The sequence below is a fragment of the Bradyrhizobium sp. PMVTL-01 genome (assembly GCF_051861855.1).
Lineage (GTDB): Bacteria > Pseudomonadota > Alphaproteobacteria > Rhizobiales > Xanthobacteraceae > Bradyrhizobium.
Map to the genome: position 1 here is coordinate 8,299,515 of NZ_CP193982.1, position 26,676 is coordinate 8,326,190.

Genomic DNA, 26,676 nt, shown 5'->3' on the forward strand with positions numbered 1-26,676 from the left:
GCGCAATTGCGACGGGGGCCGGGACGAGGGAAACAAACAACAAACAAAACGGGAAGAAACACCATGAGCACCCCTGATCTCGTGATCCGCGGCGGCACCGTTGCGGACGGACGTGGCGGCGAGCTGTTCGAGGCTGATGTCGCCATCACCGCTGGCAGGATCAGCGAGGTCGGCAAGGTCTCCGCCAAGGGACAGGAAGAGATCGACGCGCGCGGCAAGCTCGTCACGCCTGGCTTCGTCGACGTGCACACCCATTACGACGGCCAGGTGACCTGGAGCCAGGACATCACGCCGTCCTCTCAGAACGGCGTCACCACCGCGATCATGGGCAATTGCGGCGTCGGCTTCGCGCCGTGCAAGCCCGCCGACCACACCCGCCTGATCCAGCTGATGGAAGGCGTCGAGGACATTCCCGAGCCGGTCTTGAGCGCCGGCATTCCCTGGGCCTGGGAGAGCTTTCCGGACTACATGGACTGGCTCAGCAAGCGCGATTTCGACATCGATGTCGGCGCGCAGCTGCCGCATGCGGCGCTGCGGGTCTATGTCATGGGCGAGCGCGGCGCGCGCCGCGATCCCTCGACCGCGGAAGACAACGCGGCGATGGCGAAGCTCGCGGGCGAGGCGGTGCGCTCCGGCGCGCTCGGCTTCTCGACCTCGCGCACGCTCAACCACCGCACCTCCACCGGCGATTTCACGCCGACCTTGAAGGCCGGCGAGGACGAGCTCACGGCGATTGCCGGCGCGATGCATCGGCAGGGCCGCAGCGTGCTGCAATTCGTGCTCGACCTCTCGACGATCCACGAAGACCTGCCGATGATGCTGCGGGTGGCGGATAGCACGAAGTGCCCGATCTCGTTCTCGATCACGCAGAACGACAGATCGCCAAACCGCTGGCGCCAGACGCTGGACGAGATCAATGCGGCGGCCAAACGCGGCCTCTCCGTCACCGCGCAGATCGCGGCGCGCCCGGTCGGCCTGCTGCTCGGGCTCGAGCTGTCGCGCAACCCGTTCCAGACCCATCCGAGCTACAGGGCTATCGCGCACCTGCCGCTTGGGGAGCGACTGACGCGGTTGCGTCAGCCGGAGGTGCGCAAGGCGATCCTCAGCGAGACGGCGACCGCGACCGATGATCCGCTGTTCTTCCGGCCCAACTACGACAAGATGTTCCTGCTCGGCGATCCCCCTGACTATGAGCAGCCGCCGGAGAACGCGCTGGGACCGCAGGCGCGCAAGCAGGGAAGGCCGCCGGAGGAGCTCGCCTACGATGCGATGCTGTCCGACGGGGGCCGCGGCATGCTCTACGTGCCGTTCCTGAACTATTCTGACGGCAATCTCGATGCGACGCGCGAGATGTTGCTCGATCCGCAATCGGTGCCGGGCCTGTCCGACGGCGGCGCGCATTGTGGCATCATCTGCGATGCGAGCTTTCCGACCTATCTGCTGACGCACTGGACGCGCGACCGCAAACGCGGCGAGAAGCTGACGGTCCCGTTCGTGGTCGCGGCGCAGTCGCGCAAGACCGCGCTTTCGGTCGGCCTCACCGATCGCGGACTCATTTCGCCCGGCCACAAGGCCGACGTCAACGTGATCGACTACGACCGGCTTCATCTGCATCCGCCCAAGGTGCATTACGACCTGCCGGTCGGCGGGCGTCGATTGCTGCAGGATGTCGACGGCTATGACGCCACGATTGTCTCGGGCGTCGTGACGCGGCGGCACGGCGAGGCGACGGGACGGCGGCCAGGAAAGCTGATTCGCGGGGCGCAGGGGGTGAATTAGCTGCCCTGCTTACCCTCCCCTCCAGGGGAGGGTAAGCAAGAGGCCGCCTCCTTACGTCGGCGAGACCGCGCCCTTCAGCGGCGCTGCTTGCGGTGCCGCACCGCGGGTCAGCCTCGCCTTCTCCGTGTTCGGCCAGAGCAGCAGCAGGCCGATGAGGCCGGAGCCGACCATGACCACCGCGTTGATGGTGAAGCCGGTCATGTAGCCGTCGAGCATGCTGCCGGCGCGCTGGATAACGGTACCCATCACGCTGGGCGCGATGATGCCGGAGAGTGTGTAGAGCGCGCCGTAGATGGCGATGACGGCGCCGCGCTGCGAGGCCGGGGTGAACTCGCCGAGCATCGGCGGGCAGACCACGTAGATCGCGCCGCACAGGCCGGAGCCGACGACGAGCGCCGCGATCTGCAGGCCGGCGCCCTCGACATGCCCCATCATGGCGAGGATCAGGCCGCCGATGATCAGCGGCACCGAGCCGAGCACGCCGCGCGAGATGCGCGTGGTGTAGCCGCGCGCCATCATCACCTGCGAGATCCAGCCGGTGAGGATGACGATCGTGGCGCCGAACACCCAGGGCAGGATCGAGATGAAGCCGGCCTGGCTCTGCGAGAATCCGAGCCCCTTGACGATGAACGGCGTGAACCAGGTGAGGCCCAGCGACAGCGCCCAATAGGCGCCGAAGGTCGCGATCACGCAGCCGAGAAAGGTGCGCGAAGTCAGGAGCTGCACATACGGAATCTTCGGCTCGGTGGCGGCGAGGACCTGGGTGTCCTCCAGCGGCCCTTCCTTGCCGAGCGCGAGCCAGGCCGCGACCCAGATCAGGCCGACGACACCGAGCGCGCCGAAGGCGTAGTGCCAGGAGTGGTTGACGATGACCCAGTTCAGCGCCGGCACCGCCAGGATGACGCCGAAGGCCGAGCCCTGCGACAGGATCGCGGTCGGCAACGTGCGCTTCTCGTCGGGGAACCATTTGTAGATCGCATGCGCGGCGACCGAGAAGGCCGGGCCTTCGCCGGCGCCCAGCACGATGCGGCAGATCAAGAGCGTGGTGAAGGAGACGGTGCCAACCATCGGGAACTGCGCCAGCGCCCAGATCACCGCCAGCGTCAAGAGCACCCAGCGCGTCGGCACCTTGTTGACGATGAAGCCGACCACGACGGCCGAGATCGAGAACAGGAAGAAGAACGAGGAGCCGAGCAGGCCGAATTGCTCGGCGCTGAGGTTCATGTCGGTCATGATCGGCACGCCGGCGAGACCGACCACGATCTTGTCCGCGAAGTTCACCACCATGAAGAGAAAGAGGAGAAATGTGACGGTCCAGGCGCCCTTCGGCGTTGGCTTTGCCAAACCCTTGGAGTCCCCTGCCGTCCTGCCCATTTCGGGCGTTCCCTGAGCGCTCATCGTTCTCCCCGTATGTCTTTATCGTCGGCACTTTTGATTTGGCCGTCCTGGGAGCTAACAACGGCTTGAAAGCCAACGCAACCCCGGCATTTCCACGGCGGGTGTGCTACGCAGCATTGAGTTAAATTCCGTACGGCGCATCAATCTTGCTGAGCATCCGAAACCTCTCAAAGACCTTCTCCTCGGCCGGCGAGCCGGTCCATGTACTGCGCGGCGTCGACCTCGACCTCAAGGCTGGCGAACGCGTCGCGCTCACCGGGGAATCCGGCAGCGGCAAGAGCACGCTGCTGCATCTGATCGCGGGCTTGGACGCCGCCGACAGCGGCACAATTCGCCTGGAGGACATCGAGGTCACCAAGCTCTCGGACGCGGGCCGCGCGGAGCTTCGGCGTGACCGGGTCGGGCTCGTTTTCCAGCAGTTCAACCTGATCCCGAGCCTTTCGGTTGCGGACAATCTGGCCTTCCAGGCGCGCATCGCCGGCCGGCACGATGCGGCCTGGAGCAAGGAGCTGGTGGAGCGGCTCGGGCTCGGCGCCCTGCTGCGTCGTTATCCGGAGCAATTGTCAGGCGGCCAGCAGCAGCGCGTCGCGATCGGCCGGGCGCTGGCGACAAAGCCCTCACTGCTGCTCGCGGACGAGCCGACCGGCAATCTCGATGAGGACACCGCCGAGGACGTGCTGGCGCTGACGCGCGACCTCGTGGCGCGCACCGGCTGCAGCTTTCTGATGGTGACGCACAGCCTGCATCTGGCCGGCACGCTCGACCGGCATCTCACCCTGCATGCGGGGCGAATCACATGAGACGCGCGCTCTGGGTGCTCGCGGTGCTTCTCAGCCATTGGCGGCGACACGGGATGCAGTTCGCAACGCTCCTGATCGGGCTGATCGCGGCGACCGCGCTGTGGAGCGGCGTGCAGGCCATCAACCAGCAGGCCCGCAACGCCTATGACCGTGCCGCGGCGACCTTTGGCGGGGCGCGCACGGCGATGCTGGTGGCGCCCAATGCAGCGACGTTTCCGCAGGAGCTGTTCGTAAAACTACGTCGCGCGGGCTGGCCGGTGTCGCCGGTGCTGGAGGGACGCGTCCAGGTGGGCGGACGCTCGGTGCGGCTGCTCGGCATCGAGCCGGTGACGATGCCGGCCGATGTCGGCAACGCCCCGCGCCTCGGCGCCTCGGATTTGCGCAGCTTCGTTGCTCCGCCGGGCCAGACATTGGTGGCGAAGGAGACGCTGAGCGATTTGCAGGAGATGGAAGGCGCGGCACCTCAGATCAGCAACGGCGCAAAGCTGCCGCCATTGCGCGTGCTGCCGCAGCTGGCGCCTGATGTGCTGGTGGTCGATATCGGCGTGGCACAGCGACTGCTGAACAAGCCCGACCAGGTCTCGCGCCTCCTGATCGGCAAGCCGAGGGGCAAGCCGGCGCCGGTGCAGGACGTCGTCGGCGATCAGCTGCAGCGGGTCGAGCCGAACGCGGAGACCGAGCTGGAGCGCCTCACCGACAGCTTCCATCTCAACCTCACCGCCTTCGGTCTGCTGTCCTTCTTCGTGGGCCTCTTCATCGTCAACTCGGCCGTCGGCCTCGCCTTCGAGCAGCGGCTGCCGATGCTGCGCACGTTGCGGGCCTGCGGTGCCTCGGCACGCCTCGTCAACACGGTGCTGGTAATCGAGCTGGTGGCCCTGGCGCTGGTCGCGGGCATGATCGGGCTCGTCTGCGGCTATTTCATCGCAGCCGCACTGCTGCCCGATGTCGCGGCCTCGCTGCGCGGGCTCTATGGCGCGCAGATCCCGGGGCAACTCAGCCTGCGGCCTGAATGGTGGCTCGCCGGCGTCGGCATCAGCGTTGCCGGCGCACTCGTTGCGGCGGCGACGAGCCTGGTCAAGGCGATCAGGATGCCGGTGCTGGCCACCGCCCAGCCGCGCGCCTGGCAGCAGCGGCAGCGCCGCTGGCTGGTCCTGCAAAGCCTCGCGGCCTGCGCCGTATTCGCGGTGGCGCTGCTGCTGCTTCACTACGGCCAATCGCTGATCGCAGGTTTCGGCGTGCTGGCCGCGTTGATGCTCGGCGCAGCGCTCATCCTGCCGGCATTCCTCGACATCATCCTGCTCGTCGGTCAGCGCAGCGCGCGCGGCCCGATCGCGCTGTGGTTCTGGGCGGACAGCCGGCAGCAACTCTCCGGGCTGTCACTCGCGCTGATGGCGCTGCTGCTGGCGCTCGCCGTCAATGTCGGGGTGTCCACCATGGTGGAAACCTTCAGCCGCACCTTCATCGGCTGGCTCAACGGGCGGCTCGCGGCCGACGTCTACATCAGCGCATCCGACAATGCGCAGGGCACAGCGATCCGCAGCTGGCTGAGGGAGCGCAGCGACGTCCAGGCGATCCTGTCCGGCGGACGCGCGGAGACGCAAGTGCAGGGTCAGCCGGTGGAGCTGCTCGGCCTGCCCGATCACGCGCTCTATCGCGAGCGCTGGCCGCTATTGGAGGCCACGCCGCGTGCATGGACGCAGCTCGTTCCCGGCAATGCCGCCTTCATCAGCGAGCAGCTGAGCCGCCGGCTCAACGTCCGCGTCGGCGACGTGATCGAGGTGCCGGCGCCGGGCGGGACATGGGAGCTCGATGTAGTCGGCATCTATGCCGACTATGGCAATCCCAAGGGGCAGCTCGCCGTCAATGTCGCGGCGCTGATCCGGCATTTTCCGCAAACGCCGCAGACGCGGATGGGCCTGATCGTCGCGAAGGAGAACATCGCCGGCCTGATCGCGGCGTTGCAGAAGCAGTTTGCGCTCGACGATCGCAGCGTCGCGGACCAGGCAACGGTAAAGGCGGAATCGATCCGCATTTTTTATCGTACCTTTGCGGTGACCTCGGCCCTCAACGCCTTCACGCTCGGCGTCGCCGGCATCGCTTTGCTCACGAGCCTACTGACGCTGGCGAATTCCCGCCTGCCGCAGCTCGCCCCGCTGTGGGCGATCGGCCTGACGCGGCCGCGCCTTGCCGCGATCGAATTGACGAAGACGCTGTCGGTCGCGTTGTTCACGGCGCTGCTGGCCGTGCCGCTTGGATTGGTCGTGGCCTGGTGCCTGATTGCGATCGTGAACGTGAAAGCGTTCGGCTGGCGGCTGCCGTTCCATGTATTCCCCTTGCATCTGATCGAGCTGGTCGCCGTCGCGCTGCTGGCTTCGCTGCTGGCCGCACTGCTGCCGATGCTGCGGCTGGCGCGGATGCAGCCGGCGAACCTCGTCAAGGTGTTTGCCAATGAGCGCTGACAAAATCACGCGGCGCGCTTTTTCCGGCGGCATCGCCGCCCTCGCACTTGCACGCCGCGCAACTGCGCAAGGCTACGCCGGGCTCGGCGAGACCGCCGACGGCTTTGCCAGGGTGACGCCGGGCAAGACATTCACCTTCCCCGGAGATCACGGCCCGCATCCGGAGTTTCGCATCGAGTGGTGGTATCTCACGGCGAACCTCACGGACAGCAGTGGCGCGGCCTGCGGCCTGCAATGGACGCTGTTCCGCCAGGCGGCGCAGCCGGGACCGCAGGGCGACGGCTGGGCCAATCAGCAGATCTGGATGGCGCATGCCGCGGTGACCCGGGCCGGCACGCATCACTTTAGCGAAGTGTTTTCGCGCGGCGGGATCGGACAGGCCGGCGTCACGGCAAAGCCGTTTGCGGCCTGGATCGACGATTGGGAAATGAAGGGTCTCGAGCGCACCGACGATCGCACGCTGGCGCCGCTGACGCTGAAGGCCTCGGGCACCGCATTCAGTTATGCGCTGACATTGGAGGCCGACCGTCCGGTGGTGCTACAAGGCGATCGCGGCTACAGCCGCAAGTCGGAGCGCGGGCAGGCATCCTACTACTACAGCCAGCCATTCTACCGCGCGCGCGGAACGCTCAGCATCGACGACAAGCCGGTCGATGTCACAGGCCAGGCCTGGATGGACCGCGAATGGAGCAGCCAGCCGCTCGACACCGACCAGACCGGCTGGGACTGGCTGTCGCTGCATCTTGCGTCCGGCGACAAGCTGATGCTGTACCGGCTGCGGCAGAAGGACGGCAAAGACTATCCGTTCGGCAACTGGATCAGTGCCGCGGGCGAGACGCAGATGATTGCGGGCGGCGACGTCCGGATGATGCCGAAGGCGACCGCCGAGGTTGCAGGGCGCAAGCTGCCGGTGGAGTGGCACATCGCGATTCCCTCGCGCTCGTTCTCGATCCTGTGCAAGCCGCTCAATCCGAACGCCTGGATGGGGACCGGCTTCTCCTATTGGGAGGGGCCGATCAGCTTTGCCGGCACGCATGACGGCGTTGGCTATCTCGAGCTGACGGGGTATTGAAGCGCGGTCTGCCTGGCTTCTCGTTTTGACGCGTTTTCTTTACGCGAACCGGTATCCACTTCGCTCGAAAACGCTCTGGGGAAATTCGCGATGTATCATCTCACCGCCCTCGTCACGCTGCTGGCGATCGCGTTCTACTTCTTTACCTGCATCAACGTCTCACGCTCGCGCGCCAGGACCGGTGTCAAGGTGCCGGCGACGTCGGGCCACCCGGATTTCGAGCGCGCTTTCCGCATCCAGATGAACACGCTGGAATGGATGCCGATCTTTTTGCCGGCGCTCTGGCTGTTCGCGGCCTATATCGGCGACGCGATTGCAGCGGGAATTGGCGCGGTGTGGATCATCGGCCGCATCGTCTATTTCATCGGCTATTCGCAGGCCGCCGCAAAACGCGGCCCGGGCTTCATGATCCAGGGCATCGCCGCGATTGCGCTGTGGGTGGGGGCGGCGGCAGCGGTGGTGATGCGGATGGTGTAGCCCAACCACGACCGTCGTCCCGGACAAGCGCGCCCCGAGCGCGCGCCGATCCGGGACGACAGCGAGGGTGTGGCGCTCGCTGTGCCCTTCCCTCTCACTTCGTCAGCGGACAGCCGCTTTCCTTGGCGGTGAAGAAGGCCTTGTCGCCGGGGACGGTGGCGAGCAGCTTGTAATAGTCCCAGGGCTTCTTCGACTCCGAGGGCTTCTTGACCTCGAACAGGTACATGTCGTGGACCATGCGGCCGTTCTCGAGCACCTTGCCGCCCTGCGCGAAATCGTCGTCGACCGGCAGCTCCTTCAGCTTCTTGGCGACGGCATCCGGATCCTTGGTACCGGCGGCTTTGACGGCCTTCAGATAGCTCAGCGTCGCCGAATAGGTGCCGGCATGGATCATGCTCGGCATCCGGCCGGTGCGCTTGAGGAAGCGTTCGCCGAGGTTGCGGGTCTTGTCGTTGAGATCCCAGTAATAGCCCTCGGTCAGCACCAGGCCTTGCGCGGCCTGCAGGCCGAGGCCGTTCACCTCGGCGAGCGTCATCAGGAGGCCGGCGAGCTTCTGGCCACCGGAAACGATGCCGAACTCGGACGCCTGCTTGATCGAGTTGGTGGTGTCGAGGCCGGCATTGGCGAGGCCGACGATCTTCGCCTTCGAGCTTTGCGCCTGCAGCAGGAAGGAGGAGAAGTCCGACGAGTTGAGCGGCACGCGCACCGAACCAACCACCTTGCCGCCATTGGCGGTGACGATCTCGCTGGTGTCCTTCTCCAGCGCATAGCCGAAGGCGTAGTCCGCGGTGAGGAAGAACCAGGTGTCGCCGCCGGCCTTGGTCAGCGCGCCGCCGGTGCCGACGCCGAGCGCGCGGGTGTCATAGGCCCAGTGGAAACCGTAGGGCTGGCACGCGTCACCGGTGAGGCGCGAGGTCGCGGCACCGACGACGATGTCGATCTTCTTCTTTTCCTTGGAAAGCTCGTGGATCGCGAGCGCAACCGAGGATGTCGTCAGCTCCGTGATCATGTCGACGTTCTCGACGTCGTACCAGCGCCGCGCGATCGAGCTCGCGAGGTCGGGCTTGTTCTGGTGATCGGCGGTGACGAGCTCGATCTTCTGGCCGAGCACCTCGCCGCCAAAATCCTCGATCGCCATCTTGGCCGCTTCGACCGACCATTTGCCGCCGTAATCGGCGTAGACGCCCGACTGGTCGTTGAGGATGCCGATCTTGACGCCTTGCGCGGAGGCTGGCGCCGTCAGCAATACGACCGAGGCCGCAGCGGCCAAAAATGGTGATTTCATATGTTAACTCCCAGCAGTCTTCTGTTGTGAAATCGCGCGGATATTAGGGAAGAACCCCGCGCATGCCCATCCATTGCATGTTGGTCGTTAGTATGAAGGGCGGGCTACAAAACGGCTGTCGTCCCGGGGCGCGCGTAGCGCGAGCCCGGGACCCATAACCACAGGGAGAGGTTGGACGAAGACTCGGAGTTGGCAGCTTGGCCCCAAACTCCTCCGCGCCTGCGCGGGAACGACAGCGAGGATTGAGGATATGCCGGTGGCCACCATGCACTCAAGAAGCCGCCACCTCCGGCTTCTTGTCCCGCCGCCCTTCCGCGAGGTTCCGCACCACCACGTAGAAGATCGGCGTGAACAGAAGCCCGAACAGGGTGACCCCGATCATGCCGAAGAAGACGGCGACGCCGACGGCCTGGCGCATCTCCGAGCCGGAGCCGGTCGAGATCACCAGCGGCAAGACGCCGAGGATGAAGGCGAAGGAGGTCATCAGGATCGGCCGCAAGCGCAGGCGGCAGGCTTCGATCACGGCCTCCAGCCGCGGCTTGCCTTCGTTCTCGATGTCGCGCGCGAACTCGACGATCAGGATCGCGTTCTTCGCCGCCAGTCCCACCAGCACGACGAAGCCGATCTGGGTGAGGATGTTGACGTCCTGGCCCATGAGGCGGACACCGATGGTGGCGGCCAGCAGACACATCGGCACGATCAGGATCACCGCGAACGGCAATGTCCAGCTGCCATATTGCGCGGCGAGCACGAGATAGACGAACAGCACGCAGATCGGGAACACATAGAGGCCGGCATTGCCGCCGGTGACCTGCTGATAGGACAGGTCGGTCCACTCGAAGCTGAAGCCGCTTGGCAAGGTGTCGTCGGCAAGTTTCTTGATGGCGTCGAGCGCGGTGGTCGAGCTCGTGCCCGGGGCCGGCTCGCCCTGAAGCTCCGATGCCGCATAGAGATTGTAGCGCGCGACGCGGTCGGGACCTGAGATATCCCTGAAGTCGACCACGCTGCCGAGCATAACCATGTCGCCGGAGGCGTTGCGCGTGCGCAGGCGCGCCAGATCGGCCGGCTCCTTGCGGAACGGGAAATCGGCCTGCGCGGTGACGTGATAGGTGCGGCCGAACAGGTTGAAGTCGTTGACATAGGTCGATCCGAAATAGGTTTGGATCGTGTCATTGATATTGGCGATGGGCACGCCGAGCTTCTGCGCCTTGGTGCGGTCGATGTCGACGAACAGCTGCGGCGTGTTGGCCGAGAACGGCGAGAACACCGAGGGGCCGAGAAGCGAGGGCGATCTGCGCGCGGCGGCGACGAGCTCGTCGGTCGCCGATGCCAACAGCTGCGGTCCACGGCCCTGCCGGTCCTGGATGCGGATGGTGAAGCCACCACCGGTACCGATGCCGGGCACGGCCGGCGGCGGAATAACGATGATGAAGGCGCCCTGAATCGCAGCGAGGCGCTTGCGCAGCTCAGCCGTGATGGCGTTTGCCGTCAGCCCCTTCTTCAGCCGCACCTCAGGCTCGTCGAACACCGGGAATAGCGCAGCAGCGTTGCCCGCCTGTGTGCGCGTGGCGCCGGAGAAGCCGGCGAAGGCCGCGACGCGGATGATGCCCGGCGTATCCAGCGAGATCCGCTCGATCTCGCGGACGATTTCAGTGGTTCGCGCCAGCGATGCCGCCCCCGGCAATTGCACCGAGATGATGACGTAGCCGCGGTCCTGCGCGGGGATGAAGCCCTGCGACGTCGTCCCGATCAACCAGCCGGCGCTGCCGATCAGCACGACATAGATCAGGAGCATCACCACCGAATGGCGGATCACGAAATTGGCAAGGCCGGCATAGCCGTGCGAGAGCCGGTCGAACACGCGGTTGAACACGCCGGTGAAGGCGCCCCACGCTCGCGCGATGACGTTCCAGCTCGCCGGCGGCCGCTTCTCCTCGTGTGGCGTGAGGATCTGCGAGGCCAGCGCCGGCGACAGCGTCAGCGAACAGAAGCAGGAGATCGCGGTCGCGACCGCAATGGTGACGGCGAATTGCTGGAAGAACTGGCCGGAGATGCCGCCGATGAACGCAGTTGGCACGAACACGGCGCACAGCACCAGGGCAATCGACACCAGCGCGCCGCCGACCTCCTCCATGGTCTTGAGCGCGGCATCGCGCCGGCTCAGGCCATGCTCGAGATGGCGTTCGACATTCTCGACCACCACGATGGCGTCGTCGACCACGATGCCGACCGCGAGCACGAGGCCAAACAGGGTGAGATTGTTGATGGAGAAGCCGAGCGCCGCCATCACCGCGAAGGTGCCGACCAGCGAGACCGGGATCGCGATGATCGGAATGATGGCGGGCCGCCAGCCCTGCAGGAACACCAGCACCACGATGACCACGAGCAGCATGGCCTCGTAGATCGTCTTGATCAGCTCGTGGACCGACTGGGCGATGAACTCGGTCGGGTTGTAGCCGATGTTGAAGTCGAGGCCCTTCGGGAAGCTCTCCTTCAGCTTCACCATGGTGTCGGAGATGTTCTTGGCGGTGGCGAGCGCGTTCGATCCCGGCCGTTGCGTCACCAGCATGGCGACGGCGGATTTGCGCAGCAGGAAGCTGTTGGTGGAATAGGCCAGCGCACCGAGCTCGATGCGGGCGACGTCGCGCAGGCGCACCGTGCGGCCGTCGGCGCCGGCCTTGATCAGGATGTCCTCGAACTGCTTCTGGTCCTTCAGGCGCCCCGTGAAGGTGAGGTTCGGCTGGAAGGCACGGTCGGCGATCGGCGGCTCGGCGATCTGGCCGCCGGCGATCTGCACGTTCTGGGCACGGATGGCCGCGAGCACCTCGGTGGAGGTCAGGCCGAGATTGGCGATACGGTCGGGATCGAGCCACAGCCGCATCGAATAGTCGCGAGCGCCGAAGATCTGGATGTCGCCGACGCCGTCGATGCGCAAGAGCTGGTCGCGGACCTGGAGCAGCGCGTAGTTGGAGATGTAGAGCTGGTCGAACGTGTCGTCGGGCGACAGCATGAACACGACCATCAGGATGTCGGGCGAGTTCTTGCGGGTGGTGACGCCGTTGCGCTGAACCTCTTCGGGGAGCCGCGGCTGCGCGATCGCGACACGGTTCTGCACCAGCACCTGGGCCTTGTCGAGATCGGTGCCGAGCTTGAAGGTGACGGTGATGGTGAGCTGGCCGTTCGAGGTCGCCTGGCTGTAGAGATACAGCATGTCCTCGACGCCGTTGATCTCCTGCTCGATGGGAGCGGCGACCGTGTCGGACACGGTCTGCGCAGAGGCGCCGGGATACTGCGTGGTGACGACGACGGTGGGCGGCACCACTTGCGGATATTCGGAGACCGGCAGCGTGGTGTAGGCGAGCGCGCCGACGATCAAGAGCACGATCGACAGCACCATCGCCAGGATGGGCTGATTGATGGAGAGACGGCCGAGATTCATGACTTGCCACCAACCGGGGCTTGCGCGGTCTGCGGAGCGACCTTGGCGCCGACGCGGGCACGTTGGATGCCGTTGACGATGACGCGGTCGTCGGCCTTCAGGCCTTCGCGGATCACGCGCAGACCTTCGTCGAGCGGCCCGAGCACGACCGGGCGCGCCTCGACCGTATCGTCCGGCTTGACCACGAACACGATCTTGCGGGACTGGTCGGTCGCAACAGCGACGTCCGGGATCAGCAGCGCCTCGTAGGGCGCGCTGCCGATCAGGCGGACGCGGCCGAACTGGCCGGGCAGGATCGACAGGTCGGTGTTCTTGATGACGGCGCGGCTGCGCAGCGTGCCGGTGGAGACGTCGAGACGGTTGTCGAGGAAGTTGATGGTGCCTTCATGCGACGGCTTGGTCTCGCCGGCGAGAGACACCTGCACCGGGTTCGCCGTGTCGCGCGAGCTCGGGCGCTTACCTTCGAACCACAGCTTGCTGTATTTGATGAAGGTCGCCTCATCCATGTCGAAATAGATGTAGATCGGATCGAGCGCGACGATGGAGGTGAGCAGCGTCGAGGTGCCGGTGTCGCTGCCCTGCACGAGATTGCCGGGGCTGACGAGATGGCGGCTGACGCGCCCCGTGAGCGGCGCGGTCACGTGCGTGAACTCGATATTGAGACGTGCAGCCTTCAGCGCGCCCGCGGCCTGCGTTTCCGCCGCATGCGCGGCCTGCAAGGCCTGCCGGCGCTGGTCGACGACCTGTTCGGAGACCGCGCTGGTCTGCACCAGGTTGAGGCCGCGATCGAGCTCGCGCTTGGCAAGCTCGACCTTGGCGCGGGCGTCGGAGAGCTGGCCGTCGGCCTGCTCGGCCACCGCCTCGAACGGGCGCGGGTCGATGACGTAGAGCAGATCGCCCTGACGCACGATGGCGCCGTCCTGGAATTCGACGGAATTGACGAAACCGCCGACGCGCGGACGCACCTGCACCTCCTCGACGGCCTCGAAGCGGCCGGTGAACTCGTCCCAATCGGTGACGGTGCGCTTGACCGGCTGGGCGACCGTCACCGGCGCCGGCGGCGGCGCGGCGGCCTGCGAGGTCGGTTGTCCGCAACCGGCGAGGGCGAATGAAGCGGCGAGGAGGCTCGCTATTGCGTAATGCCGCGGTTGAACGAAATCGTGCTTTTTTACAAATGGCTCGCTTCCGTCCGGTCCAGTCATCCCAGGTCCTCACTCAAAAAACCGCGGAAAAAGCGGGGTATTCGCCATCGCGCGGGCCCTACAGGATGGGCGGCAATGATGAACACTTCAAGACCAATGCGCGTGCAATGCCCGCGCGCGCCCTGGCCGGATGGCGGGTTGACAGTGGAGTTAGCCGGCCTCGGGCGCACCGATGAGTAGGCAAGACGCGAATGGACTTGTTCGCGGGGCTCTTGAATGGAGCGCATGATTCTCGCGCAGCGCCTTCCGCCCTCACCTGGAGGGGGACGGTAAGGGGAGCGGCCAGCGTCTTCACGCATGACGGGCGGCGGCCGCTCGGCTAGACTTTCCCTTACAAAACAAGACGAATTTGTCCGGGGAGGACAGGCGTGCATCAGGGACGTGTCGTTTACGGCGCGATCGAGGAGGTCGTGTTCGGCCATCCTGCGGCCAGCGCGATCGTGGCGCAGATGGACCGGTTGGGAGCGCGCCGCGCCTTCCTGATGGTCTCGCGGACGCTGAACCGGCAAACCGACGAAATCGCGAGGATCAAGCAAGCCCTGGGTTCCCGTTGCGCCGGCCTGTTCGACGCCATGCCGGCACACACGCCGCGCGAGGCGGTGATCGCGGCTGCCAATGCGGCGCGTGACGCCGGCGCCGATCTGATCGTCACCGTCGGCGGCGGCTCGATCACCGACGGCGCGAAAGCCGTGCAGCTCTGCCTTGCCAACGGTATCGACACGATCGACGGCATCGACCGCATCCGCGTGCACAAGGGCATCGCGCCCGAGATGAACGGGCCGACGGTGCGCCAGGTCAGCGTGCCGACCACGATCGCCGGCGGCGAGTTCTCATCGATCGCCGGCGTCACCGACCGCAGCACCAACGTGAAGCAGATGCTGCGGCATCCGCTCACCGTTCCGCGCGCGACCATCCTCGACCCCGCAATCACCGTGCACACGCCGGAATGGCTGTTCCTGTCGACCGGCATCCGTGCCGTCGACCATTGCGTCGAAGCGATCTGCTCGCGCGAGACGCATCCTTATGCCGATGCGCAATCGGTCAAGGGCCTTGCCATGCTTGCCGATGCGCTGCCGCGGGTGAAGGCCGACCCGTCCGATCTCGATGCACGGATGGATGCCCAGATCGGAACCTGGCTGTCCATGGGCGCGCTCGCCGCCGGCGTGCCGATGGGCGCCAGCCACGGCATCGGATACGTGCTGGGCGCGGCCTTCAACGTGCCGCATGGCGACACCTCCTGCGTCATGCTGCCGGCGGTGATGCGCTGGAATGCGCGTGACAATGCCGAGCGCCAATTGACCGTCGCCGCCGCGATGGGTTTTCCCGGCCATGACGCCGCCGACGTACTCGATGCCTTCATCCGCTCCCTCGGCATGCCGCGCAGCCTCGCGGACGTGCATGTCTCGGCGGAGCATTTCGACGCGATCGCCGAACAGGCGATGCGTACGAACTGGATTCCGCGCAACCCGCGCAAGATCGCCGGTCCCGCCGACATCAAGGAAATCCTGCTTCTCGCCGCATGATCCAAGCCGGAGGATAGATGTACACTGGTCACCACGCCCGCCTGCGCCCGCTGCAGCCCGCGTTCGTCATGGCGGCGACCGGCGAAGCCGTCACCTATCGCGAGCTCGAGGCACGCAGCAATCGCCTCGCGCATCTGTTCCGCAAGCACGGCTTGAAGCGGCTCGACCACTACTCGATCTTCATGGAGAACAATTCGCGCTATCTCGAGGCCTGCGGCGCCGGCGAGCGCTCCGGCCTGTACTACACCTGCATCAACTCCTTCCTGACGCCGGGCGAGCTCGCCTATCTCCTGGTCAACAGCCAGTCGAAGATCCTGATCACGTCGGTGGCGAAGCTCGACATCGCGCGGGAGGCGATCAAGGCTTGTCCCGACGTCAAGCTCTGCATCGTCGCCGATGGTCCCGGCGAAAGCGAGCGCATCGTCGGCCTTGCCGAGGTGACCGCCGACTCGCCGAAGACGCCGATCGCGGATGAATGGCTCGGCACCGCGATGCTGTATTCATCGGGCACGACGGGACGGCCAAAGGGCATTTTGCGGCCGTTGCCGGAGGAGCCGCCGAAGCACAATCTGCCGCTGTTCGATTTCCTCACAAAACTTTGGCACTACCGCGAGGGCATGGTCTATCTCTCGCCCGCCCCGCTCTATCACTCGGCGCCGCAGGCTGCCGTCAACCTCACGATCCGCATGGGCGGCACCGTGATCATCATGGAGAGCTTCGATCCGGAACGCTATCTCCGGCTCATCGAGCAATGGGGCATCACCCACACCCAGCTGGTGCCGACGATGTTCTCACGGATGCTGAAGCTGCCGGAGGAGGTACGCAAGCGCTACGACCTGTCCTCGCTGGAGATCGCGATCCATGCGGCGGCGCCCTGCCCGGCCCTCGTCAAGGACGACATGATCAAATGGTGGGGGCCGATCATCCACGAATATTACGGCGCGACCGAAGGCCTCGGCTTCACCGCCTGCAACAGCGAGGAATGGCTTAGCCATCGCGGCACCGTCGGCAAGGTGCTGCTCGGTGATCTCCATATCCTCGACGAGAACATGCGGGAATGCCCGACCGGCACGCCGGGCCAGGTCTGGTTCAAGACGGGATCGCCGTTCGAATATTTCAACGATCCAGAGAAGACCAAGGAGGCACGCTCGGCCGACGGCAGCATGAGCACGGTCGGCGACGTCGGCTATGTCGACGCGGACCGCTTCCTCTATCTCACCGACCGCGCGACCTTCATGATCATCTCCGGCGGGGTGAACATCTATCCGCAAGAATGCGAGAACCTGCTGATCACCCATCCGAAGGTCGCCGATGCCGCGGTGTTCGGCGTGCCCAATCCCGATCTCGGCGAAGAGGTGAAGGCCGTGGTGCAGCCGATGCCGGGCGTCGTGCCGGGCCCCGCGCTCGCCGAAGAGCTGATCGCGTTCTGCAGCCAGTCGCTGTCGCGGCAGAAGGTGCCGCGCTCGGTGGACTTCGAGAAGGAACTGCCGCGGCTGCCCACGGGCAAGCTGTACAAGCGGCTGCTGCGCGACCGCTATTGGGGGAACAAGACGTCGCGGATTGTGTGAGGGCGCTGCTGCGTAACTTGCGCGCACAAGCGCGGGTGAGGGGAACTCTCCGCTAGTCCAACTCTCACCGCGCCCGCGGAAACTCCCCCTCGCCCCAAGCCTCTCCCCGCAAGCGGGGCGAGGGAGCGCACCTTCGCCGCGGCTCCAGCAACGCCAATTACACGATGTCCGTTCGCACCTGCACTCTCACATTGTGAGAGATTGAAAACCCTGCGGCCTTGCGTCATCCGAATTGCCGAGAGCGCGGCTGCCCTTGCCCGTTGCCTCCCTCCACCTGCCTCGCTATCGTCCTGACAAACAGGCCTGAAAAGGCCCAAAGACCGATGTCCAGGGAGGACGAGGATGCGGAGCGTACGGGCGCTCGCCGCGACGGCGGCGCTATCTTTGCTGGCGTTTTCGACCATTGCATTCGCCGGCGGACCCAAGCAGGGCGGTATCCTGCGGATGTATCATCGCGACAGCCCCGGCAATGCCTCGATCCATGAAGGCGCGACCTACTCGCTCAATGTTCCCTTCATGCCCGTGTTCAACAACCTCGTCATCTACAAGCAGGACGAGGCGCAGAACCGGATGGACAATATCGTCCCGGAACTCGCCGAGAGCTGGGCCTGGGCGGGCGATAACAAGACGCTGACCTTCAAGCTGCGCCAGGGCGTCAAATGGCACGACGGCAAGCCGTTCACGTCGGCGGACGTCAAATGCACCTTCGACATGCTGATGGGCAAGGCGCAGCAGAAGTTCCGGCAGAACCCGCGCAAGACCTGGTACGAGCAGGTCAACGACATCTCGACCAATGGCGATTTCGAGGTCTCGTTCAACCTGAAGCGGCCGCAGCCCTCGCTGCTGGCGCTGCTCGCCTCCGGCTATACGCCGGTCTATCCCTGCCACGTCTCGCCCGGCGACATGCGCACGCGCCCGATCGGCACCGGCCCGTTCAAATTCGTCGAGTTCAAGGCCAATGAATCGATCAAGCTGACGCGCAACACGGACTACTGGCGCGAGGGGCGGCCCTATCTCGACGGCATCGAGTTCACCATCATCCCGAACCGTTCGACCGCCATTCTCGCCTTCGTCGCCAGCAAGTTCGACATGACTTTCCCGACCGAGGTGAGCATTCCGCTTCTGAAGGACGTGAAGTCGCAGGCGCCGAACGCGGTCTGTGTGGTCGAGCCCAACAATGTCGCGACCAACATCATCGTCAATTCGTCCGCGCCGCCGTTCGACAACATCGACATCCGCCGGTCCATGGCGCTGGCGCTCGACCGCAAGGCCTTCATCTCGATCATGTTCGAGGGCCAGGGCGACATCGGCGGCACCATGCTGCCGCCGCCGAACGGGCTGTGGGGCATGCCGAAGGAGATGCTCGAAACCATTCCCGGCTACGGCCCCGACGTGAACGCCAACCGCGAGGAAGCCAAGAAGCTGATGCAGAAGGCCGGTTACGGGCCCGACAAGCATCTCGCCGTGAAGATCTCGACCCGCAACATCCCGGTCTACCGCGATCCCGCGGTGATCCTGATCGACCAGCTCAAGAGCATCTATATCGACGGCGAGCTCGACGTGGTCGAGACCGCGAACTGGTTCCCGAAGATCGCCCGCAAGGACTACATGCTCGGGCTCAACCTGACCGGCAACGCCGTCGACGATCCCGACCAGTCCTTCTACGAGAACTATTCCTGCGGTTCCGAGCGCAACTACACCAACTACTGCAACAAGGAGATCGAAAAGCTGTTCGACGAGCAGTCGCAGGAGACCGATATCGCCAAGCGCAAGAAACTGGTGTGGGACATCGACAAGAAGTTGCAGGAGGACGTTGCCCGCCCGATCATCTTCCACGCGCGCACCGGCACCTGCTGGCAGCCCTACGTCAAGGGCGTGACCGTGATGTCGAACAGCTCGTATAATGGCTACCGCTACGAGGATGTCTGGATGGACAAGTAGCGCAGGCGGCTGACGGGTTCGGCAGGAGGCGAAGGATGTTTGCCTATCTGGTGCGGCGCCTGTTCCTGATGCTCGTGACCCTGTTCGGGATCTCGGTCGTCATCTTCTTCCTGCTCCGCATCGTGCCCGGCAACATCGTCGACATCCTGTTCGCCGCCGCCGGCTATGTCGATCCCGCCGACAAGGCCAATCTGGAGAAGGAGCTCGGCATCGACCAGCCGCTGATCGTACAATACTGGCGCTGGATCAGCGGTTTTCTGCGCGGCGATTTCGGTTACTCCTACGTCTCGGAGAAGCCGGCGCTCCAGGAGATCCTGCCGCGGATTCCGATCACGGCGCGGCTCGCGGGGCTCGCGCTGTTGTTCTCCGCGTCCATCGGCATTCCCTTGGGCGTCATCAGCGCGGTGAAGCAGGGCACGCGGCTGGACTACGCCTTGCGCGTCGTCAGCTTGAGCGGCCTGTCGCTGCCCTCGTTCTGGCTTGGCCTGCTCATCCTCACCGCGGCGGTGGCGATGTTCGGTCAGATACCGATTTTCAATCCCAATCCCAATACCTGGCTCGAAGCCTTCGCGACCTATGCGGTGCCGGCCGCCGCCGTCGGCTTCCGCAGCGCGGCACTGACAATGCGTATCACGCGTTCCTCGATGCTGGAGGTGCTGCGGCAGGACTATATCCGCACCGCGCGCGCCAAGGGCGCCTCCGATGCCGCCGTGAACTATCACCACGCGCTCAAGAACGCGATCCTGCCCGTCATCACCGTGATCGGCATCGAGGCCGCGTTCCTGATCGGCGGCCTGATCGTCACCGAGACCGTGTTCAACATTCCTGGCGTTGCGCGCTTCCTGGTCGAGGCGATCCGCTGGCGCGACTATCCGATCGTGCAGAACCTCGTGATGTTCATTGCGGTGGTGGTGGTGTTCGCGAATTTCACCGTCGACATGCTCTACGCGGTCTTCGATCCGCGGATCAGGTACACGGATTAGCCGCATGATTGTCTCTCGCACAGCGCTTGCGCTCTCCTTCACCTCTCCCCGCTTGCGGGGAAAGGTCGAATTTGCGCAGAGCGCAAATTCGGGTGAGGGGGAGTCTCCACGAATCCGGCTCTCACCTCCCCTCCGGAAAGGCCCCCTCACCCCAACCTTCTCCCTGCAGGCGGGGAGAGGGGGAAGATAGAGCTCACATGGCCGCGATCGACTTCGACGTTGAACTGAGGCGGGCCGGGGCGCATGCGACCGGGGGCTGGCGGCGCGTGCTGTTCATGGCGCAGCGGCATGTGCTGGGCGCGGCGGGGCTCCTTATCATGACGGTCTTCGTGCTCACCGCGATCTTTGCCGATTTCATCGCGCGTTATGATCCCCTCACGGTCGATTCCGCCCACGCGCTGGCGCGGCCGAGTTTCGCGCACTGGATGGGGACTGATTCCTTCGGCCGCGACGTCTTCAGCCGCATCATTCACGGTGCGCGCATTTCGCTGGCCGTCGGCATCGGCTCGACCGCGCTCGGCGGCACGATCGGCGTCATCGTCGGCCTAACCTCCGGCTATCTCTCCGGCTGGGTCGATCTGGTGTTCCAGCGCGTCTCCGACGTGCTGCAGGCGCTGCCGCTGCTGGTCCTCGCCCTGATCATGACGGCGGCGCTCGGCCCGTCGCTACCGAACGTCATCATCGCCATCGCCATTCCGCTGATCCCGACCGTGTCGCGCGTCACCCGCGCCAACACGCTGGCTCTGCGCGAGCAGCCTTTCGTCGAGGCCGCCAAGTCGATCGGCATGAGCGAGATGCGCATCGCGCTCCGTCACGTGCTGCCGAACACGCTGGCGCCGCTGATCGTGCTCGCCACCGCCCAGCTCGGTTCGACCATCCTCACCGAAGCCTCGCTCTCCTTCCTCGGCCTCGGCATTCCCGAGCCTTATCCGTCGTGGGGCCGCATGCTCTCCGAATCCGCCGCCGAATATGTCCGCACCGCGCCGTGGCTGGTGATCTTCCCCGGCATCGCAATCAGCCTCGCCGTGTTCGGCGCCAATTTGTTCGGTGACGCCCTGCGCGACATCCTCGATCCCCGGCAGCGCGGCTGATGGCACAAAAATCCGACATCGTGCTCGAGGTGAAGAACCTGAAGACGGTGTTCTTCACCACCTCCGGCCTGTTCAAGGCCGTCGACGACGTCTCCTTCACCGTGAGGCGCGGCGAGACGCTGGCGATCGTCGGCGAATCCGGCTGCGGCAAGAGCGTGACCGCGCTCTCGCTGATGCGCCTCGTGCCCGATCCGCCCGGCCGCATCGTCGGGGGCTCCGTGACGCTCGAAGGCACCGACCTGCTGGCGCTGGATGAAGCGCAGATGCGCGCCGTCAGGGGCAATCGCATCTCCATGATCTTCCAGGAGCCGATGACCTCGCTCAACCCGGTGATGCGGATCGGCGACCAGATCGTCGAGGCCGTGCGGCTGCACCGGAACATCTCCTCGAAGGAGGCGCAGAATATCGCCGTGGAGATGCTGCGGCTGGTGCGCATCCCCGAACCGGCGCGGCGGGCGCGCGAATATCCGCACCAGCTGTCCGGCGGCATGCGCCAGCGCGCGATGATCGCGATGGCGCTGGCGTGCCGGCCGGCGCTGTTGCTCGCGGACGAGCCGACCACGGCGCTCGACGTCACCATCCAGGCGCAGATCCTAGCGCTGATCCTCGATCTGCAGAAGGAGCTCGGCACCGGGCTCGTGCTGATCACGCACGATCTCGGCGTGGTCGCGCAGACCGCGCAGCGCGTGATCGTGATGTATGCCGGCCGGAAGGTCGAGGAAGCCAGCGTCGAAGCGTTGTTCGCAGCACCAAAGCATCCCTACACGCGCGGCCTGATGGCTTCGATCCCGGCCGTCCCTGCATCCGGCCTCCCGGCCCAGGCGCGGTTGAACGAAATTCCGGGCACCGTGCCCTCTCTGGTGCGGCTGCCGAAGGGCTGCGCCTTCGCGCCGCGCTGCAAGCTCGCGATCAAGCGCTGCGAGGACGAATATCCACCGCTCGCGGATTGGGGCGGCGGCCATCTCGCGGCGTGCTGGCGCGCGGAAGAAGTCGCGGAGGTGGCATGACCGGGGCGCTGCTCGAAGTCACCGACCTCAAAAAGCACTACCCCGTGCGCGCCGGCGTGCTGCGCCGGCAGGTCGGCACCGTGCATGCGGTTGACGGCGTCTCGTTCTCGCTTGGGACCGGCGAGACGCTCGGCCTCGTCGGCGAATCCGGCTGCGGCAAGTCAACGGTGGCACGCAGTGTGCTGCGGCTGGTCGAGCCGACCTCCGGACAAATTCGTCTCGGCGGCGAGGACATCACGCATCTCTCAAAGACGGCGCTGCGCCCGCACCGCCGCTCGATGCAGATCGTGTTCCAGGATCCGTTTGCCTCGCTCAACCCGCGCATGACCGCGGGCGACATCGTCGGCGAGCCGCTGGCGGTGCACGGGCTTGCGAGCGGCAAGGAGCTGGAGACTCGGGTCGCAAGGCTGTTCGAGCAGGTGGGCCTGCGGCCCGACCAGATGGGCAATTTCCCGCATCAGTTTTCGGGCGGCCAGCGGCAGCGCATCTGCATCGCACGCGCGCTCGCGCTGGAGCCGCGTCTGATAGTCTGCGACGAGCCGGTATCCGCCCTCGACGTCTCGATCCAGGCGCAGGTGATCAACCTCCTGATCGACCTGCAGCGCCAGCACGGCTTCTCTTATCTCTTCATCGCGCACGACCTTGCCGTGGTGGCGCATATCAGCCATCGCGTTGCCGTGATGTATCTCGGCCGCATCGTCGAGATCGCCGACAAAGACGAGCTGTTCCGCAATCCCAGGCATCCCTATACGCAGGCCCTGCTGGCCTCGGTGCCGATCGCCAATCCGCTCGCAAAGAAGCTGGCGCCGCTGGTCGACGGCGACGTGCCGAGCCCCGTCAATCCCCCTTCGGGCTGCGCGTTCCACACGCGCTGCCGGTTTGCGATGGAGCGGTGCAAGACGGAGCGCCCGGCGCTCGCGGATGCAGGCGACGGGCACCAGGTGGCGTGCTTGCTCAATGACGGGACGGGGCGGAGCAACGCGTCTGCGTAGGTGGCGCGTGCCGCGCTACCCGGCCCCGATCTCCGCGACGATCCTGCCGGTCGTCACCTGCTCGCCTTCGGCGACGTCGATCGCGGCGATCACGCCCTCGATCCCCGCCTTGTGGACGTGCTCCATCTTCATCGCCTCCAGCGTCAGCACCGGCTGGCCGGCGGTGACGCGGTCACCCGGCTTGACGAGGACGGCCACGACGCGGCCGTTCATGGCGGCGCGGACCTTGCCGTCGCCGCCATTGGTTGCCGCCGCTTTCGGCGCGGCGAGGGTGAGATCGGTGACCGCTAGCGGAATGCCGCGGTGCTGGAGGTAGAGCCGGTCGCCATTGCGCAGAAATTTTGCGCTGTCCATCACGCCGTCGTGGCGGAAGCGGATGGCGTCGGGATCGAGCTGGTCAATCTCGAACCTGTCCGGGCGGCCGTCGGCGGCGACGGTGTAGCTGCCATCGCGCTCGCGCGTGACTTCGAGCTCATGCGCGTGGCCGTCAATTTCGATCTTCGCCGGCAGCGGAAAGGTGACGGCGAGACTCCGCCCGCTTTGCCATGATGGTGCGCGTGGATTGGTCACGTAGAGCAGCAGGCCTGCCAGCGCCCTATCGAATGCGGCGTCGGCGCGCGCCGCCAGCAGATCGTCGCGATGCGCGCCGATGAACCCCGTCGTCGCCTCACCCCTGGCAAAGCCGGGATGGCGCAGGCAGGACATCAGGAACGCCTGGTTGGTGGTCACGCCGAAGGCCGTGAGCTGCTCGAGGCCAACGATGAGCCGCCCCCTCGCCTCCTCGCGAGTCGCGCCATGGCTGATCACCTTGGCGATCATGGAATCGTAGAATGGCGGAATCTCCGAGCCCGACCGAAGCGCATGCTCGACGCGAATGCCATCAGGCACCTGCCAGTACCCCATGCGGCCGGACTGCGGCATGAAGTCCTGTGCCGCATCTTCCGAGCAGAGCCGCACCTCGATGGCATGGCCTGTGAAGCGGATGTCGTGCTGCCTCAAGGGTAACGGCTCGCCACGCGCGACGCGCAGCTGCAGCTCGACGAGATCGAGCCCGGTGATCGCCTCGGTCACGGGATGCTCGACCTGGAGACGGGTGTTCATCTCCATGAAATAGAATTCGCCGCTTTCGTCGAGCAGGAACTCCAGCGTGCCGGCGCCCTCGTAGCGCAGCGCCTTCACCGCCGTTACCGCAACCTCGCCCATCTTGGCGCGCAATTCCGGCGTCACCGCGGGCGACGGCGCCTCCTCGATCAGCTTCTGGTGGCGCCGCTGCACCGAGCAGTCGCGCTCGCCGAGATGGATGGCATTGCCGTGGCTGTCGCCAAAGACCTGGATCTCGATGTGGCGGGGATTTTGAATGGCGCGTTCGAGGATGACGGTGGGATCGCCGAACGCGGCCTTGGCTTCCGAGCGCGCGCTGCGCAGCGCGTCGGGGAACGACGCCGCGTCGCTGACGAGCCGCATGCCACGGCCGCCGCCACCGGCCACCGCCTTGATCATCACCGGGAAGCCAATCTTTTCGGCTTCCGCGAGCATGACCCCATCACCCTGGTCTGCGCCCTGATAGCCGGGCACGATGGGCACGCCGGCCGTCTTCATGATCTCCTTGGCGCCAGCCTTGTTGCCCATCGCCTCGATCGCCTGCGGCGACGGGCCGATGAAAACGAGGCCGGCATCCTTGCAGGCCTGAGCGAAGTCTTCGTTCTCCGCGAGGAAGCCATAGCCGGGATGAACGGCATCCGCGCCGCTCGCCTTGGCCGCGGCAATGATCGCGCGGACGTTGAGATAGGATTCGCCCGGCAACGCCGCGCCGATGCGCACGGCCTGATCGGCGTGCTTGACGTGAGGCGCATCGCGATCGGCGTCCGAATACACCGCGACGACACCAAGGCCTAGCTGCCGCGCGCTGCGCATCACGCGCAATGCGATCTCGCCGCGATTGGCGACCAGCACCTTGAAGAACGGGCGGTGATGCACTGATCCGTTCCTCATGGGCGGGCCACCGAAAACTGCATGCGCTGAGGCGAGCGCGCATCGCCCTCGCGGCAGATCGCGAGCACCTCGGACAGCACCGCGCGGGTGTCGCGCGGATCGATCACGCCGTCGTCGAGCGCGCGGGCGCTGGTCGAGAACACATCCATCTGGCCGTCGAACACGCCGATGATCTCGGCCTTCATCGCATCCAGCCTGTCCTTCTCGATCGGCTTGCCGCGGCGGGCGGCGGCCGCCTCCGTCACGATTGCCATGGTCTCGGCGGCCTGCTCGCCGCCCATCACGGCGGTCTTGGCGTTGGGCCAGGAGAAGCAGAACCGCGGATGGAAACCGCGGCCGCACATGCCGTAATTGCCGGCACCGAACGAGGCGCCGCAGTAGATGGTGATCTGCGGCACCGTCGCCGAGGTCACGGCCTGGATCATCTTCGAGCCGTGCTTGATCATGCCGGCTTCCTCATAGGCCTTGCCGACCATGTAGCCGGTGGTGTTGTTGAGATAGAGAATCGGCGTGCGGGTCTGGCAGCAGGCCTGGATGAAATGCGTCGCCTTGTTGGCGCCGGCGGGATCGAGCGGGCCGTTGTTGGTGATGATCCCGATCGCCTGGCTCTCGATGCGGGCATGGCCGCAGACGGTGGCCGGGCCGTAATTAGGCGCCATCTCGGTGAAATCGGAATCGTCGACGATGCGGGCAATCACCTGCTTCATGTCGACGGGGCGCTTGTGATCCATCGGCATGATGCCGAGCAGCTCGTCCTGGTCGTAGCGCGGCGGCTTGAACTGGGTCGACGCTTTGCCCGGCCGCTCCCATTCCATCGCCGCCATGATCTCGCGCGCGATGCGAAGCGCGTCGCGATCGTCCTCGGCGAGGTAATCGCCGAGTCCGGAGACTTGCGTATGCATCTCGGCGCCGCCGAGCTCCTCCTCGGTCGCGATCTCGCCCGTCGCGGCCTTCAGCAGCGGGGGCCCGGCGAGGAAGGCGCGGGTGCGGCCGCGGACCATGACGATGTAGTCGGACAAACCGGTCTGGTAGGCGCCACCCGCAGTCGAGGAGCCGTGCGTGACGGTGACGACCGGCAAGCCCGCCGCCGACAGCCGCGCCAGATTGCGAAAGATGTTGCCGCCGCGAATGAAATCCTCGACGCGGTAGCGCAGCAGATTGGCGCCGGCACTTTCGACGAGCTGGACATAAGGCAGCTTGTTCTCCAGTGCGAGCTCCTGCACCCGCAGCGTCTTGTCGAGGCCGTAAGGCTGCAGCGCGCCGGCGTCGATGCCGGAATCGCTGGCGCTGACCATGCAGCGGATGCCCGAGACGAAGCCGATGCCGGCGATGACGCCGCCGCCCGGCACACTCTTGTTCGGATCGGGCACGTCGAACATGTAGCCGGCGAGCGTCGACAGCTCGACGAAGGCCGCGCCGGGATCGAGCACCAGCGCGACGCGCTCGCGCGGCAGCAGCTGGCCGCGCTTGTGGAAGCGATCTTTCGCTGCCGCGGACGCCGCACGCGTGCGCTCTTCCAGCGCGCGCATGCGGTCGATCAGGCCGAGCATACCGTCGCGGTTGGCGTGGTAGGCGGCGCTGCCGGGGGAGATGGCGTTTTCGAGAATGGCCATGACTTTATCCTCTCGTCACTGCGAGGAGCGAAGCGACGAAACAATCCAGACTGTT

The 26,676-nt window shown here is 65.8% G+C and carries 18 protein-coding genes; 12 read left to right on the forward strand and 6 right to left on the reverse strand.

What is annotated here, in order from left to right:
- Positions 1–63: 63 nt before the first annotated feature.
- On the forward strand, positions 64–1,779 hold the full coding sequence (locus ACRQ5Q_RS40010; protein WP_439395278.1) for an N-acyl-D-amino-acid deacylase family protein: 1,716 nt from the start codon (positions 64–66) through the stop codon (positions 1,777–1,779).
- Between the two features lie 51 nt (positions 1,780–1,830).
- Here the strand turns inward: ACRQ5Q_RS40010 and ACRQ5Q_RS40015 are convergent, their stop codons facing one another.
- Positions 1,831–3,177 carry an MFS transporter gene (locus ACRQ5Q_RS40015; RefSeq protein WP_439395280.1) on the reverse strand — a complete coding sequence of 449 codons (1,347 nt, stop codon included), beginning with the start codon at positions 3,175–3,177 and terminating at the stop codon, positions 1,831–1,833.
- A 146-nt stretch (positions 3,178–3,323) separates the two neighbouring features.
- Between ACRQ5Q_RS40015 and ACRQ5Q_RS40020 the strand changes: the two genes are divergently transcribed.
- The 4 genes from ACRQ5Q_RS40020 (at position 3,324) to ACRQ5Q_RS40035 (ending at position 7,985) form a co-directional block, all read left to right on the forward strand.
- Positions 3,324–3,977 (forward strand): ABC transporter ATP-binding protein, encoded by a 654-nt coding sequence (locus ACRQ5Q_RS40020; RefSeq protein ID WP_439371854.1) that lies wholly within the window; start codon positions 3,324–3,326, stop codon positions 3,975–3,977.
- Positions 3,974–6,436 (forward strand): ABC transporter permease, encoded by a 2,463-nt coding sequence (locus ACRQ5Q_RS40025; protein ID WP_439395281.1) that lies wholly within the window; start codon positions 3,974–3,976, stop codon positions 6,434–6,436. The genes ACRQ5Q_RS40020 and ACRQ5Q_RS40025 overlap by 4 nt, the downstream gene beginning before the upstream one ends.
- Positions 6,426–7,508 (forward strand): lipocalin-like domain-containing protein, encoded by a 1,083-nt coding sequence (locus tag ACRQ5Q_RS40030; RefSeq protein ID WP_439395283.1) that lies wholly within the window; start codon positions 6,426–6,428, stop codon positions 7,506–7,508. Before ACRQ5Q_RS40025 ends, ACRQ5Q_RS40030 begins: the two co-directional genes overlap by 11 nt.
- 90 nt (positions 7,509–7,598) lie before the next feature.
- Positions 7,599–7,985, forward strand: coding sequence for an MAPEG family protein (locus ACRQ5Q_RS40035; protein WP_439395285.1), 387 nt, complete (start codon positions 7,599–7,601; stop codon positions 7,983–7,985).
- Positions 7,986–8,079: 94 nt separating this feature from the next.
- Here ACRQ5Q_RS40035 and ACRQ5Q_RS40040 read toward each other — a convergent pair whose 3' ends face one another.
- The 3 genes from ACRQ5Q_RS40040 to ACRQ5Q_RS40050 form a co-directional block, all read right to left on the reverse strand.
- The gene (locus ACRQ5Q_RS40040; RefSeq protein ID WP_439371860.1) at positions 8,080–9,270 is read right to left on the reverse strand and encodes an ABC transporter substrate-binding protein; all 1,191 of its coding nucleotides are present in this window, start codon (positions 9,268–9,270) and stop codon (positions 8,080–8,082) included.
- A 271-nt stretch (positions 9,271–9,541) separates the two neighbouring features.
- The gene (locus tag ACRQ5Q_RS40045) at positions 9,542–12,709 is read right to left on the reverse strand and encodes an efflux RND transporter permease subunit (protein WP_439395287.1); all 3,168 of its coding nucleotides are present in this window, start codon (positions 12,707–12,709) and stop codon (positions 9,542–9,544) included.
- Positions 12,706–13,911, reverse strand: a complete 1,206-nt coding sequence (locus ACRQ5Q_RS40050) for an efflux RND transporter periplasmic adaptor subunit (RefSeq protein ID WP_439371863.1) — start codon at positions 13,909–13,911, stop codon at positions 12,706–12,708. The genes ACRQ5Q_RS40045 and ACRQ5Q_RS40050 overlap by 4 nt, the downstream gene beginning before the upstream one ends.
- 368 nt (positions 13,912–14,279) lie before the next feature.
- On the opposite strand from ACRQ5Q_RS40050, the gene ACRQ5Q_RS40055 reads away from it, so the two are divergent.
- From ACRQ5Q_RS40055 to ACRQ5Q_RS40085, 7 genes are all read left to right on the forward strand, one after another.
- Positions 14,280–15,434 (forward strand): iron-containing alcohol dehydrogenase, encoded by a 1,155-nt coding sequence (locus ACRQ5Q_RS40055; protein WP_439395289.1) that lies wholly within the window; start codon positions 14,280–14,282, stop codon positions 15,432–15,434.
- A gap of 17 nt (positions 15,435–15,451) precedes the next feature.
- Positions 15,452–17,002 (forward strand): AMP-binding protein, encoded by a 1,551-nt coding sequence (locus ACRQ5Q_RS40060; RefSeq protein ID WP_439395291.1) that lies wholly within the window; start codon positions 15,452–15,454, stop codon positions 17,000–17,002.
- A 342-nt stretch (positions 17,003–17,344) separates the two neighbouring features.
- Positions 17,345–18,943, forward strand: a complete 1,599-nt coding sequence (locus ACRQ5Q_RS40065) for an ABC transporter substrate-binding protein (RefSeq protein ID WP_439371867.1) — start codon at positions 17,345–17,347, stop codon at positions 18,941–18,943.
- 35 nt (positions 18,944–18,978) lie between these two features.
- Positions 18,979–19,926 carry an ABC transporter permease gene (locus ACRQ5Q_RS40070; protein WP_439371868.1) on the forward strand — a complete coding sequence of 316 codons (948 nt, stop codon included), beginning with the start codon at positions 18,979–18,981 and terminating at the stop codon, positions 19,924–19,926.
- Between the two features lie 197 nt (positions 19,927–20,123).
- Positions 20,124–21,017 (forward strand): ABC transporter permease, encoded by an 894-nt coding sequence (locus tag ACRQ5Q_RS40075; protein ID WP_439371869.1) that lies wholly within the window; start codon positions 20,124–20,126, stop codon positions 21,015–21,017.
- Positions 21,017–22,024: an ABC transporter ATP-binding protein gene (locus ACRQ5Q_RS40080; RefSeq protein WP_439395293.1), complete on the forward strand. Its 1,008-nt coding sequence runs from the start codon at positions 21,017–21,019 to the stop codon at positions 22,022–22,024. The genes ACRQ5Q_RS40075 and ACRQ5Q_RS40080 overlap by 1 nt, the downstream gene beginning before the upstream one ends.
- A complete protein-coding gene (locus ACRQ5Q_RS40085) occupies positions 22,021–23,016 on the forward strand; it encodes an ABC transporter ATP-binding protein (protein WP_439395294.1) in 996 nt (331 codons plus the stop codon). Before ACRQ5Q_RS40080 ends, ACRQ5Q_RS40085 begins: the two co-directional genes overlap by 4 nt.
- Positions 23,017–23,031: 15 nt before the next feature.
- On the opposite strand, the gene ACRQ5Q_RS40090 is transcribed toward ACRQ5Q_RS40085, so the two are convergent.
- Both ACRQ5Q_RS40090 and ACRQ5Q_RS40095 read right to left on the reverse strand, forming a co-directional pair.
- Positions 23,032–25,008: an acetyl-CoA carboxylase biotin carboxylase subunit gene (locus ACRQ5Q_RS40090; RefSeq protein ID WP_439395296.1), complete on the reverse strand. Its 1,977-nt coding sequence runs from the start codon at positions 25,006–25,008 to the stop codon at positions 23,032–23,034.
- A complete protein-coding gene (locus ACRQ5Q_RS40095) occupies positions 25,005–26,621 on the reverse strand; it encodes an acyl-CoA carboxylase subunit beta (protein ID WP_439371876.1) in 1,617 nt (538 codons plus the stop codon). Before ACRQ5Q_RS40095 ends, ACRQ5Q_RS40090 begins: the two co-directional genes overlap by 4 nt.
- Positions 26,622–26,676: the final 55 nt, after the last annotated feature.